The 13,155-nt window shown below is 67.4% G+C and carries 12 protein-coding genes; 10 read left to right on the forward strand and 2 right to left on the reverse strand.

What is annotated here, in order from left to right; translation table 11 throughout:
* Positions 1-52: 52 nt before the first annotated feature.
* Together J2852_RS06335 and J2852_RS06340 are read right to left on the reverse strand one after the other, a co-directional pair.
* Complete coding sequence (locus J2852_RS06335; RefSeq protein ID WP_209872625.1) at positions 53-1,978, reverse strand: propionyl-CoA synthetase; 1,926 nt, start codon at positions 1,976-1,978, stop codon at positions 53-55.
* 224 nt (positions 1,979-2,202) lie between these two features.
* A complete protein-coding gene (locus tag J2852_RS06340; RefSeq protein ID WP_209872628.1) occupies positions 2,203-2,808 on the reverse strand; it encodes a TetR/AcrR family transcriptional regulator in 606 nt (201 codons plus the stop codon).
* Positions 2,809-2,934: 126 nt separating this feature from the next.
* On the opposite strand from J2852_RS06340, the gene J2852_RS06345 reads away from it, so the two are divergent.
* From J2852_RS06345 to queG, 10 genes are all read left to right on the forward strand, one after another.
* The gene (locus J2852_RS06345; protein ID WP_209872632.1) at positions 2,935-3,291 is read left to right on the forward strand and encodes a hypothetical protein; all 357 of its coding nucleotides are present in this window, start codon (positions 2,935-2,937) and stop codon (positions 3,289-3,291) included.
* A 60-nt stretch (positions 3,292-3,351) separates the two neighbouring features.
* Positions 3,352-5,175 carry a M3 family oligoendopeptidase gene (locus J2852_RS06350; RefSeq protein ID WP_209872635.1) on the forward strand — a complete coding sequence of 608 codons (1,824 nt, stop codon included), beginning with the start codon at positions 3,352-3,354 and terminating at the stop codon, positions 5,173-5,175.
* Positions 5,176-5,241: 66 nt separating this feature from the next.
* Entirely contained in the window at positions 5,242-5,643 is a 402-nt protein-coding gene (locus J2852_RS06355; RefSeq protein WP_209872638.1) for a bacteriohemerythrin, read from the forward strand.
* Positions 5,644-5,713: 70 nt separating this feature from the next.
* Positions 5,714-6,271: an NADPH-dependent FMN reductase gene (locus J2852_RS06360; protein WP_209872640.1), complete on the forward strand. Its 558-nt coding sequence runs from the start codon at positions 5,714-5,716 to the stop codon at positions 6,269-6,271.
* 213 nt (positions 6,272-6,484) lie between these two features.
* The gene (locus tag J2852_RS06365) at positions 6,485-7,906 is read left to right on the forward strand and encodes an FAD-binding oxidoreductase (protein WP_209872643.1); all 1,422 of its coding nucleotides are present in this window, start codon (positions 6,485-6,487) and stop codon (positions 7,904-7,906) included.
* Positions 7,907-7,985: 79 nt separating this feature from the next.
* Positions 7,986-9,332 carry an ABC1 kinase family protein gene (locus J2852_RS06370; protein WP_209872645.1) on the forward strand — a complete coding sequence of 449 codons (1,347 nt, stop codon included), beginning with the start codon at positions 7,986-7,988 and terminating at the stop codon, positions 9,330-9,332.
* Positions 9,333-9,390: 58 nt separating this feature from the next.
* Positions 9,391-10,413 (forward strand): tRNA preQ1(34) S-adenosylmethionine ribosyltransferase-isomerase QueA, encoded by a 1,023-nt coding sequence (gene queA, locus J2852_RS06375; protein ID WP_209872648.1) that lies wholly within the window; start codon positions 9,391-9,393, stop codon positions 10,411-10,413.
* Complete coding sequence (tgt, locus tag J2852_RS06380; protein ID WP_209872651.1) at positions 10,410-11,594, forward strand: tRNA guanosine(34) transglycosylase Tgt; 1,185 nt, start codon at positions 10,410-10,412, stop codon at positions 11,592-11,594. The genes queA and tgt overlap by 4 nt, the downstream gene beginning before the upstream one ends.
* A complete protein-coding gene (gene queF, locus J2852_RS06385; RefSeq protein WP_209872654.1) occupies positions 11,587-12,051 on the forward strand; it encodes a preQ(1) synthase in 465 nt (154 codons plus the stop codon). Before tgt ends, queF begins: the two co-directional genes overlap by 8 nt.
* The gene (gene queG, locus J2852_RS06390) at positions 12,023-13,108 is read left to right on the forward strand and encodes a tRNA epoxyqueuosine(34) reductase QueG (protein ID WP_209872657.1); all 1,086 of its coding nucleotides are present in this window, start codon (positions 12,023-12,025) and stop codon (positions 13,106-13,108) included. Before queF ends, queG begins: the two co-directional genes overlap by 29 nt.
* Positions 13,109-13,155 lie beyond the last annotated feature (47 nt).

Consider the following 13,155-nt stretch of genomic DNA (forward strand, 5'->3'; position numbering starts at 1 on the left):
ACCCTTCCCCCGGCGGACCGAGGGAAGGGTTTCCTTTCAACCCCCGAACGCCTTACTCGGCGCCCTGGTGGGTCTTGGCGTAGCCGAGCGACTGAAGCGCCTCGGCGATCTCCGGCAGAATGCCCGGATCGTCGATGGTCGCCGGCATCTTGTAATCCTGGTTGTCGGCGATCTTCTGCATGGTGCCGCGCAGGATCTTGCCTGAGCGGGTCTTCGGCAGACGATCCACGACGACCGCGCGCTTGAAGTCGGCGACCGGGCCGATCTGCTCGCGCACCAGCTGGACGACTTCCTTGACGATTTCCTCGTGCGGGCGGGTCACGCCGGCCTTCAGGCACAGGAAGCCCAGCGGCACCTGGCCCTTCAGGTCGTCAGCGACGCCGATGACCGCGCATTCCGCCACGTCCTTGTGGCTGGACAGCACCTCTTCCATCGCGCCCGTAGACAGGCGATGGCCGGCCACGTTGATGATGTCGTCGGTGCGGGCCATGATGTAGACGTAGCCGTCGTCGTCGATGAAGCCCGCGTCACCGGTCTGGTAGTAGCCCGGATAGTCGGCGAGATAGGACTTCTTGTAGCGCTCGTCGGCGTTCCACAGCGTCGGCAGCGTGCCCGGGGGCAGCGGCAGCTTCACGCAGATGGCGCCGATGTCGCCGCGCGGCACTTCCTTGTTCTCGGCGTTCAGGATCTGCACATTCCAGCCCGGCATCGGGCGGGTGGCGGAGCCGTACTTGATCGGGAACAGGTGGACGCCCAGCGGGTTGCCGGAAATCGCCCAGCCGGTTTCGGTCTGCCACCAGTGGTCGATCACCGGAACCTTCAGATTGTCCTCGGCCCAATGCAGGGTGTCGGGGTCCGAGCGCTCGCCGGCCAGGAACAGGGCGCGGAAGTGCGACAGGTCGTACTTGGCCAGCAGCTTGGCGTCCGGATCCTCGCGCTTGATGGCGCGGAAGGCGGTCGGGGCGGTGAACAGCGTGCCGATCTTGTGCTGCTCGATCACGCGCCAGAAGGTGCCGGCGTCCGGCGTGCCGACCGGCTTGCCCTCGAACACCACGGTGGTGCAGCCGTGCAGCAGCGGGCCGTAGACGATGTAGGAGTGGCCGACCACCCAGCCCACGTCCGACGCGGCCCAGTACACCTCGCCCGGCTGGACGTTGTAGATGTTCTTCATCGTCCACTTCAGCGCCACGGCGTGGCCGCCGTTGTCGCGGATGACGCCCTTCGGCTGCCCCGTGGTGCCGGAGGTGTAGAGGATGTAGAGCGGGTCGGTCGCGGCGACCGGCACGCATTCGGTCGGCTCGGCCTTGGCGATGGCCTCGGCCCAATCGACGTCGCGGCCCTCGATCAGGGTCGCGGTCTCCTGCGGGCGCTGGAAGACGACGACGCGCTCCGGCTTGTGCTCGGCTTGCTCGATGGCGGCGTCGAGCATCGGCTTGTACTTGACGACGCGGTTCGGCTCGATGCCGCAGGAGGCGGAGACGATGACCTTCGGCTTGGAGTCGTTGATGCGGGTCGCCAGTTCATGCGGGGCGAAGCCGCCGAACACGACCGAATGGACGGCGCCGAGGCGCGCGCAGGCCAGCATGGCAACCAGCGACTGCGGGATCATCGGCATGTAGAGGATGACGCGGTCGCCCTTCTCCACGCCCTGGGCGCGCAGAACGCCGGCGAAGCGGGCGACCTGATCCAGGAATTCGCGGTAGGTGATGGTCTGGACCGTGCCGGTGACCGGGCTGTCGTAGATGATCGCGGCCTGATCGCCGCGCCCAGCCTCCACATGGCGGTCGACGGCGTTGTAGCAGGTGTTCAGGACACCGCCCTTGAACCAGCGGTAGAACGGCGCGTTGCTGTCGTCCAGGACCTTGTCCCAGCGCTTGATCCAGGTGATCTCCTCCGCGGCCTCACCCCAGAACCCCTCCGGGTCCGACAGCGAGCGTGCGTGGATCTGGTTGTAGAGGTCGGCTGAGCTCTGGCTCATGGGGCGTCCCTTTATATTTTGTTTGGTTCGCGATTCTCCGCAGCCGCGCAATGAACGGTCGCGCAGCGGGGCTCAATCTGCGCCAAACGTACCCCTGTTTGCAAACGGGATGAAGAAAGGTGCGGCGGGCTGTCGCACCCCATTCTTTGGGATTTTGCCTGAATCCTTGTTTTCGCACGATCGTGCGTTCTTGAAAAGAACGACCGTTCGTTTTGTTTTGGTCTTCAGGCGGCTACGGGCGCTCCCGACGCCCGCTCTAAAAGGCGGTCGAACGCGGTACGTGCGAGGCTCCCGGCGCGCGGGTCGCGCAGCAGGCGGCGGGCGGCGCAGTAGCTCAGCACGATCCCGCTCAGTTCGAAGGCGAACAGCGCCGGATCCTCCCGCTGCTCCTCCCGGCGGGCGAGCTGGACGACCCAGAACTCGTCCTCCAGGGCCTGCATCCAACGCTTCTGCCGCTTGGCGAGCGTGTCGCGCAGGGGGCCCGGCTGGTCGTCCAGCTCCACCGCCGCCATGGTGATCGGGCAGCCACCCGCCAAGTGATAGCCGTCCACCCACAGCAGCCAATTGTCGAACAGCGCGCGCAGGCGCGGCTCGCCCGCCGGTTCGGTCGAGGCGGTGTCCCAGACGACCGCGCGGAAACGGGACAGCATTTCGTCCAGAACGGCCGCCTGAAGCGCCTCCTTGGAGCCGAAATGGCCGAACAGGCCGCTTTTCGACATGCCGACGGTGGCGGCGAGATCGCCGATGGACAGCGCCATCAGCCCCTCGACGCTCGCGCGCTCCAGCGCCGTTTCGACGATCCGCTCGCGCGTGCGTTCACCCTTGCCCATGGCACACCTCCGTGAGGGGAAGGCTATGCCGGGCGGGTGCGCCGTTTCAACACGACCGTTCGTGCCTTTTCTTCAACGTCCCCTTGTCGCTGGCCTATCGGCGGCCGGGACGCTATGCATGCGGTCATGACCATCGACCCGCCGATCACCGGGATTCGCCCGATTCTGACCGTCGTCCAGCCGGACGGCGAACGGCTGATCGTGGCGCGGCTGACCAACCTGGGCGGGTCCAGCCAATCCAACCGCTTCGTGCTGCGCCGCGCCGACTTCCGCGCGCCGTGGGAGCAGCCGGAGAAGGGATACTTCGGCTATGCGGAGGTCGCCCGCGCGCTGGACGCCAACGGCTGGCGCGGCTGCAAGATCGAGGCGATGCCGACCACCGATCCGGAGGAAAAGCGCGCCCGCCTGCTGGCCCGCAAGAAGCTGCACCTGCAATGCGTGGATGCGGCGATCAAGCGGGTTCAGGACACGCCCGAGCCGTAAGGCTTTTTCCTGCGGGCCGAGGCGCTTATATCCCCTCCAACGACCGAACGGAGGGAATTGATGAGCCGCCTGCCCGACACCGCGCCCGACACCGCCTTGGCCGCAGCGGAAGGTCCCGACCTCGGCACCCTGCCCGCCTGGGACCTGAACGACCTCTACCCCGGCATGGAGTCGCGCGAGCTGAAGGCGGACCTCGACCGCATGGAAAGCGCGGCCAAGGAATTCCACGCCGCCTACGCCGGCAAGCTCGCCAGCCTCGACGGTGCCGCTTTCGCCAAGGCGATCCGCGAGTACGAGCGCATCGACGAGGTGCTGTCGCGCATCATGTCCTACGCCGGGCTGATCTATTCCGGCAACATGGTGGACCCGGCCATCGGCAAGTTCTACCAGTCCACCCAGGAGCGGGTGAACGGCATCTCCACCCACCTCGTCTTCTTCACGCTGGAGATCAACCGGCTGGACGAGACGGCGCTGGAGAGCACGCTGAAGGCGTCCACGGAACTGGCGCATTACGGCCCTTGGCTGCGCGACGTGCGGTTGTTCCGCGAGCACCAGCTGTCGGACGAGGTGGAGCGGCTGCTCCATGAAAAGCACGTCGTTGGCCGTGCCGCCTGGAACCGCCTGTTCGACGAGACCATCGCCGGCCTGCGCTTCCCCATCGGCGGCAAGGAGCTGACCTGCGCGGAGGCTCTGAACAAGCTGTCCGATCGCAACCAGACCGTCCGGCGCGAGGCCGGCGAGGTGGTCGGGCGCGTCCTGGGCGACAACATCCGGCTGTTCGCGCTGGTCACCAACACGCTGGCCAAGGACAAGGAGATCGAGGACAAGTGGCGCAACTACCCGCGCCCGACCTCGTCCCGCAATCTGTCCAACCGCGTCGAGGACGAGGTGGTGGACGCGCTGGTCAAGGCCGTCAAGGACGCCTACCCCGCCCTGTCCCACCGCTATTACACGATGAAGGCCAAGTGGTTCGGGCAGGACGCGCTGGACTATTGGGACCGCAACGCGCCGCTGCCGGAGGACGTTGACCGCACCATCCGCTGGGACGAGGCGCGCGATCTGGTGCTGGGCGCCTACGGGCGCTTCTCGCCGGAGCTGGCGGGGCTCGGCAAGCGCTTCTTCGACAACGCCTGGATCGACGCGCCGGTGCGCCCCGGCAAGGCGCCGGGCGCGTTCGCCCACCCGACCGTGCCGAGCGTGCACCCGTACCTGCTGGTCAACTACCAGGGCAAGACGCGCGACGTGATGACCCTGGCGCACGAGCTGGGGCACGGCGTGCACCAGATCCTGGCCGGCAAGCAGGGCCACCTGATGTCTGACACGCCGCTGACGCTGGCCGAGACGGCCTCGGTGTTCGGCGAGATGCTGACCTTCCGTTCCCTGCTCGACACGGAGACCGATCCGAAGCGCCGCAAGATCATGCTGGCGACCAAGGTCGAGGACATGCTGAACACGGTGGTCCGCCAGATCGCCTTCTTCGACTTCGAGCAGCGCGTCCACACGGAGCGGCGCGAGGGCGAGCTGACCGCCGAGCGGCTGGGCGAAATCTGGATGGCGGTGCAGACGGAAAGCCTGGGCCCGGCGCTGCGCTTCGACGAGGGATACCGGAACTACTGGTCCTACATCCCGCACTTCATCCACTCGCCCTTCTACGTGTACGCGTACGCGTTCGGCGACTGCCTCGTGAACTCCCTGTACGCGGTGTATCAGGACGCGGAGGACGGCTTCGCCGGCAAGTACATGGCGATGCTGTCGGCCGGCGGCACGCTGCGCCACAAGGAGCTGCTGGCCCCCTTCGGGCTGGACGCCACCGATCCAGCCTTCTGGCAGAAGGGTTTGGGGGTGATCCGGGGCTTTGTGGACGAGTTGGAACAGTCCGCTTGACGGACATCAAGAGTCCCTAGGCTGAAAGTGGGCATGGTGTCTCCAACGATCCAAACCGGAGCCACCATGTCCACGCTCTCAATTCCCGCCTGGAACGAATCCCTGGAAGTCGGCAACGCCATCATCGACGCCGACCACAAGGAAACCGTCGAACTGCTGGCCGAGGCCGCGCAGGCGTCCGACGCCGACCTCCCGGCCCATTTCCGCAAGTTCGCGCAGCATCTTCGCGACCACCTCGCCCGCGAGGAGGAGCTGATGCACAAGTACGGCTTCCCGCCCACCCCCATCCACGTCCACGAGCACAACCGCGTGCGGCTGGAACTGGAGGGCATCGAAAAGCGCATGGAAGCCGGCAATCTGATGCTGGTGCGCGGCTACCTGACCGAAGTCGTGCCGGAGTGGTTCATCAACCACAAGAACACCATGGACAGCGCCACCGCCGCCTGGATCCGCGCCCAAGGCGGCTGAACCTCCCTCTTGCCAGGATGGTGCCGCGCCCCCATTCCTTTCGAATCGCCCAGCCGAGGGGAGTGGGGTCATGCCGTCACCGGTGCGCGTGTTGGGATTCGCTGGCTCCCTGCGCAAAGCGTCCTTCAACCGGGGCCTGCTGCGCGCGGCCGCCGACGTCGTGCCGGACGGCATGAGCCTGGAGGTCTTCGACCTCGCCCCGATCCCGCTGTACAACGGCGATGTGGAGGCCGAGGGGCGGCCGGAGCCGGTCACCGAGTTCCGCGAGGCGATCCGCGCCGCCGACGCGCTGCTGATCGCCTGCCCGGAATACAACTACTCGATCCCCGGCGTGCTGAAGAACGCCATCGACTGGGCCTCGCGCGGGGCCCACCAGCCCTTCGCCGGAAAGCCGGTAGCCTTCATGGGGGCGGGAGGCGGATTGGGCACCGCGCGCTCGCAGTACCATCTGCGGCAGGTCTGCGTGTTTCTGGACCTGCACCCGCTGAACAAGCCCGAAGTCTTTGTTCCCCAGGCGTCGCAGAAATTCGACGCGGACGGCAATCTGACCGACGAGACGGTGCCGCCGAGGATCGCGAAGCTGCTGACCGCGCTGGGCGACTGGACACGCCGGCTGCGCGGGGAGTAGCGGAGGAACCAATGTCCGAATTATGGGGTGCGTACGTCCCCCGGATGCGGCTTTGATCTTCCTGTCCAAAACAGCTCTAATTGGGAAATTAAATTTCTTTCCATTGCGCAAGCCCGGCGCGGCTTTGCGCTTGACGCGACGAGACCGGAACGCAGCGCCGCGCCGGCACCAAGCCAACCTTTCCTTGGCGAAACCCTTCTCGGGAGGTGTCCGATGGGCGACTTCACGGTGCGCACCGCCGACCGGCGCGACGCGACCCTCACCCAACAGGCCGTCGATGACCTTGCGGGCCGGCTGCGGGGCTCCGTCCTAACCCCGGAATCCGCTGGCTATGAGGAGGCCCGCAAGATCTGGAACGCGATGATCGACCGGCGGCCCGGCCTGATCGTCCGTTGCGCCGGGGCTGCCGACGTCATGCAGGCCGTCCGCTTCGCGCGGGAGAACGGGTTGCTTGTCTCGGTGCGCGGCGGCGGGCACAACATCGCGGGCAACGCGCTGTGCGACGGCGGCGTGCTGATCGACCTGAGCGGCATGCGCTTTGTCCACATCGACCCGATGAATCGGACGGCGCGCGTCGCCCCCGGCGCCACGCTCGGCGACTTGGACCGGGAATCGCAAGCCTTCGGCCTCGCCGTGCCGGTCGGTATCAACTCGACCACGGGGATCGCCGGGCTGACGCTGGGCGGCGGCTTCGGCTGGCTGACGCGCAAATACGGGCTGACCGTGGACAATCTGCTGGCCGCCGACGTGGTGACCGCCGATGGCCGTTTCCTGCGCGCCGATCAGGACGAGAACGCCGACCTGTTCTGGGGCATCCGCGGCGGCGGAGGGAATTTCGGAGTCGTCACCTCCTTCACGTTCCAACTGCATCAGGTCGGGCCGACCGTGCTGGCCGGGCTGATCGTCCATCGGTTCGACCAAGCCGGCGACCTCATGCGCCGCTACCGGCAGGTCGCGGCGGCCATGCCGGACGAGGCGGCCTGCTGGGTTATCATGCGCAAGGCGCCGCCCCTGCCCTTCCTGCCGGCCGAGGTCCATGGGCGCGAGGTCATGGTGTTCGCCGTCTTCCACGCCGGCGACGAGGAGGCGGGCTGGAAGGCGCTGGAGCCCGTGCGGGCGCTGGGCCAGCCGTTGGGCGAGCATGTCGGCCCGATCCCCTACGCGGCGTGGCAGTCGGCCTTCGATCCGCTGTTGGCGCCGGGGGCGCGGAACTATTGGAAGTCGCACAACTTCACCCGGCTGGACGATGGGCTGATCGATCTGCTGGTCGAGCAGGCCGGGCGTTTGCCGTCCGAGCAGTGCGAGATCTTCGTCGGGCAGTTGGGCGGCGTGGCCAACCGCGTGCCGGCGGACGCCACCGCTTACCCCCACCGCGATGCGGAGTTCGTCATGAACGTGCATTCACGCTGGGCCAACCCGCCGGAGGACAACGCTTGCACCATGTGGGCACGTGACGTCTTCAACAAAGCGGCCCCCTATGCGACCGGGGGGGTCTATGTGAACTTCATCACCGACGACGAACAGCGCGTCCAGGCCGCCTACGGCGCGAACTACGAACGGCTGGCGGCGCTGAAGCGGAAATACGACCCGACCAACATGTTCTGCGTGAACCAGAACATCGCCCCGGCCGGTTGAGGATCCGCCGGTTTAGGATTGGCCGGTGACCGCCCGGCGGGGACTCGTCTTTTGGCGTCCGTGATCCCACCTATTCGGCATGCCAAACACGGATGAGAACACGCTGGGCGGCCGGATCGCGCGGTATGCGCGGGTCGGGACCGCCGTGGGGGGCCTTGCGGCCCGTTTTGCCGGTCAGCAGGTGCTGGGCATCCCCATGGAGCGGGAACGCCACGCGTCGGAACTGCGGCTGGCGCTGGGTGGCCTGAAGGGGCCGCTGATGAAGGTGGCGCAGCTGCTCTCCACCATCCCCGACGCCCTGCCGCGCGAGTATGTGCAGGAGCTGTCGCAGCTTCAGGCCGACGCGCCGTCGATGGGCTGGCCCTTCGTGAAGCGCCGCATGGCGAGCGAACTGGGACCCGTGTGGCACAAGCGCTTCAAGAGCTTCGAGCACAACGCCACCGCCGCCGCCTCGCTGGGCCAGGTGCACAAGGCGGTCGGGCTGGACGGGCGGGAACTCGCCTGCAAGCTCCAGTACCCGGACATGGCCTCGGCCGTGGAGGCGGACCTGCGCCAGCTCGGCATCATCTTCGCGATCTTCGAGCGGTCGGACAGCGCCATCTCGACCAAGCAGATCCAGGCGGAGATCGGCGCCCGCCTGCGCGAGGAGCTGGACTATGAGCGCGAGGCCAAGCACGCCCGCCTCTACCGCCGCATGCTGGCCGAGACACCCGGCGTTCATGTGCCGGAGGTGATTTCGGACCTCTCCACCAAGCGGCTGCTGACGCTGGAGTGGGTGGAAGGCCGCAAGATCCTGGACTTCGTCAAGGACCATCCCGACGCCCGCAACGAGCTGGCGATGAACATGTTCCGGGCCTGGTACGTGCCGCTGTACGGCTACGGCATCATCCACGGCGACCCGCATCTGGGGAACTACACGGTGCGGCCGGACCGGTCGATCAACCTGCTGGACTTCGGCTGCATCCGCGTCTTCCCCGCGCGTTTCGTGAAGGGCGTGATCGACCTGTACGACGCGCTGAAGACCGGCAACCAGGAGAAGGCGGTCGAAGCCTACCGCGTCTGGGGCTTCGGCAACCCGACAAAGGAGCTGGTGGAGGTTCTGAACATCTGGGCGCGCTTCGTCTACGCCCCGATCATGGACGACCGCTCGCGCCGGATCGAGGAGACCAACGCCACCCACTACGGCCGCGAGACGGCGGCCAAGGTGCACCAGGAGCTGCGCCGTCTGGGCGGCGTGGAGGTCCCGCGCGAGTTCGTCTTCATGGACCGCGCGGCCATCGGCCTGGGGTCGGTCTTCATGCATCTGGACGCCGAGGTGAACTGGTACCAGCTGTTCCAGGAGATGATCCGCGACTTCGACGTGGACGTGCTGCACGCCCGCCAGACGGCGGCGTTGCAGGCGCAAGGACTGCCGCTGCCCGAGTAACGTCCAATCTCGTAATGCTTTCCCTCGCCTTGGTGAATGGTCTATACGAGCGGCTTCCATGAAGACCGCCGATTTCGACTTCGACCTTCCGCCTGACCGGATCGCCGAGCATCCCGTCAAGCCGCGCGACGCCGCCCGTCTGCTGGACGTGGCGGAGCGTCTGCACGACCGCGTCGTGCGCGACCTGCCCGAGCTTTTGGGGCCCGGCGACCTGATGGTGGTGAACGACACGCGCGTCATCCCCGCCCGGCTGGAAGGCCGGCGCGGCGAGGTGCGCGTGGAGATCACGCTCCACAAGCGCGAGGGCGAGCGGGAGTGGGTGACCTTCGCCCGGCCCGGCAAGCGGCTGAAGCCCGGCGACGTGATCGCCATCGCCGAGGACTTCGCGGCGGAGGTCGTCGCCAAGGACGGCATGGAGGTGCGGCTGCGCTTCTCCGTCGGCGGGGCGGAGCTGATGGAGGCGCTGCACCGGCACGGCCGGATGCCCCTGCCCCCCTACATCCGGCGCGAGGCCGACGCGCAGGACGCCGAGGACTACCAGACCGTCTTCGCCAGCCGCGAAGGCGCGGTGGCGGCCCCCACGGCAGGGCTCCACTTCACGCCGGAGCTGCTGGCGGCGCTCGACGCGCGGGGCATCCGGCGCGTGCCGGTGACGCTGCACGTCGGGGCCGGGACCTTCCTGCCGGTGAAGGTGGACGACATCGCCGAGCATCGCATGCACAGCGAGTGGGGCGAGATATCGCCGGAAACGGCGGAGGCCATCAACGCCACCCACGCGGCGGGCGGGCGGATCGTCTCGGTCGGCACCACCGCTCTGCGCATCCTGGAGACGGCGGGGCGGGAGGACGGGACGCTGGCGCCCTTCAGCGGCGACACGGACATCTTCATCACCCCGGGATACCGCTTCAAGATCGTGGACCTTCTGTTGACCAACTTCCACCTGCCCCGCTCGACCCTGTTCATGCTGGTCTGCGCCTTTGCCGGCATGGACAGCATGAAGGCGGCCTACGCGCACGCCATCGCGGGGAATTATCGTTTCTTCAGCTACGGCGACGCGTCGCTGCTCCGGAGGGCTTCATGACCGGCCCCAACAATTTGGGATTGGGCTTCGATCTTCTGAAAACCGACGGCCGGGCCCGACGCGGACAGGTGAAAACCGCGCACGGCGTCATCAACACGCCGGCCTTCATGCCCGTGGGCACCGCCGCCACCGTCAAGGCGATGACGACCGACGCGGTGAAGTCCACGGGTGCGGAAATCCTGCTGGGCAACACCTACCACCTGATGCTGCGCCCGACCGCCGAGCGCGTGGCGCAGTTGGGCGGGCTGCACCGCTTCATGAACTGGGACAAGCCGATCCTGACGGACAGCGGCGGATTCCAGGTAATGTCGCTGTCGGACCTGCGCACCATGACCGAGGAGGGGGTGACCTTCAAAAGCCACCTCGACGGCAGCAAGCACCACCTGACGCCGGAACGCTCGATCCAGATCCAGCACATGCTGGACAGCAACATCACCATGTGCCTGGACGAGTGCACCCCCTTCCCCGCCACCGAGGCACAGGCCGCTTCCTCCATGCGGCTGTCGATGCGCTGGGCCAAGCGCAGCAAGGACGCCTTCGTGGAGCGGCCGGGCTATGGCCTGTTCGGCATCGTGCAGGGCGGCGTCTACGCGGACCTGCGGGCGGAGAGCGTGGCGGCCCTGACCGACATCGGCTTCGACGGCTACGCCATCGGCGGGCTGGCGGTCGGCGAGGGTCAGGAGACCATGTTCACGGTGCTGGACTTCACCGAGCCGCTGATGGTCAAGGACCGCCCGCGCTACCTGATGGGCGTCGGCCGGCCGAGCGACCTGATCGGAGCTGTGCGGCGCGGCGTCGATATGTTCGACTGCGTGATGCCGACGCGGTCGGGACGAACGGGTCAGGCCTTCGTGCGCCGGGGCACCATCAACATCCGCAACGCCCGCCACGCCCACGACGAGCGTCCGCTGGACGAGGAATGCGGCTGCCCCGCGTGCCGCAACCACAGCCGCGCCTATCTGCACCACCTGTTCAAGGCGGGTGAGATGCTGGGCCCGATGCTGTTGACGTGGCACAACCTGCATTACTATCAGGATCTGATGGCCGAGCTTCGACAGGCCATTGAGGGCGGCCGGTTCGAGGAGGTCGCGACGGCGCTGGAAGCCCGCCTGAACGAAGGCGACGTTCCGGCGACCGCCGATCCCCTGGCGAAGGCCGGAAAGGAATCCGCCAATGTCTGAAAACATCTACGCCAACCTCACGCAGCTGGGCGGCGCCACGGTGCAGCCCAAGACACCGGAAGAGGCGGTGCTGGAGCGCGTGCCGAACCCGAACCCCGGCGAGAACTACGTTGTGCGCTTCACGGCGCCGGAGTTCACCTCGCTCTGCCCCATTACCGGGCAGCCGGACTTCGCACATCTGGTCATCGATTACGTCCCCGGCGACTGGCTGGTGGAGAGCAAGTCGCTGAAGCTGTTCCTGACCAGCTTCCGCAACCACGGCGCCTTCCACGAGGCCTGCACGGTCGGCATCGGCAAGCGTCTGGTGGACGAGCTGAAGCCGGTGTGGCTGCGCATCGGCGGCTATTGGTACCCGCGCGGCGGCATCCCCATCGACGTGTTCTACGCGACCGGCGAGCCGCCTAAGGGCGTGTGGATCCCCTCGCAGGATGTCCAAACCTACCGTGGCCGAGGCTGATCCAGGCAAGATCCGGGACGCCATCCGCGACCGTGCCCTCTCCCTGGGCTTCGACGCGGTCGGCTTCGCGCGGGCGGAGCTGGGCGACGAAGCCCGCGAACGGCTGGCCGAGTTCCTGCGTGAGGGGCGGCACGGCGACATGGGCTGGATGGAGGAGAAGGCCGACCGCCGCGTCCACCCCCAGGCCCTGTGGCCGGAGGCGCGCACGGTCATCGCGCTCGGCACCAGCTACGCCCCTGCCGAGGATCCGCGCGCGCTGCTGGCGCATCCGGATCGCGGGATCGTGTCGGTCTACGCGAAGAACCGCGACTACCACGACCTTATCAAGGGCCGGCTGAAGACGCTCGGCCAGTGGATCGCGCACACGTTCAAGGCCGAACTGAAGGTCTTCGTGGACACCGCGCCCGTCATGGAAAAGCCGCTGGCCGCCAAGGCGGGGCTCGGCTGGCAGGGCAAGCACACCAACCTCGTCTCGCGCGAGCACGGCTCCTGGCTGTTCCTGGGCGAGGTCTACACGACGCTGGACCTGCCGCCGGACGAACCGGGTCGAGACCGCTGCGGCTCCTGCCGCCGCTGCCTGGACGCCTGCCCGACTTCGGCCTTTCCGGCGCCGAACCAGTTGGACGCGCGGCGCTGCATCTCCTACCTGACCATTGAGCACAAAGGGCCGATCCCGGAGGATTTGCGCCCGCTGATGGGCAACCGCATTTACGGCTGCGACGACTGTCTGGCCGCCTGCCCCTGGAACAAGTTCGCCCAGCGCAGCCGCGAGGCCGCCTTCTTGCCGAGGGCGGAACTGACCGCGCCCCGGCTGGCCGACTTGGCGCAGTTGGATGATGCCGGCTTCCGGCAGGTCTTCAGCGGCTCCCCCATCAAGCGGATCGGGCGGGATCGGTTCGTGCGGAACGTGCTGGTGGCCCTGGGTAACAGCGGCGACGCGCGCCACGCGCCGGTGGTCGAGGCGTTGCTGAACGACGCGAACGACGTGGTGCGTGACGCGGCGGAATGGGCGCTGGGGCGGTTGTGCCCCTCTCGCGAGACCGGAGAGGGCATCTAAGCCCCCTTCCCCCCTCCGGGCATCTCTGGCAAGACTCTTCCCAACAA

It is taken from the genome of Azospirillum soli, assembly GCF_017876165.1.
GTDB classification, from domain to species: domain Bacteria; phylum Pseudomonadota; class Alphaproteobacteria; order Azospirillales; family Azospirillaceae; genus Azospirillum; species Azospirillum soli.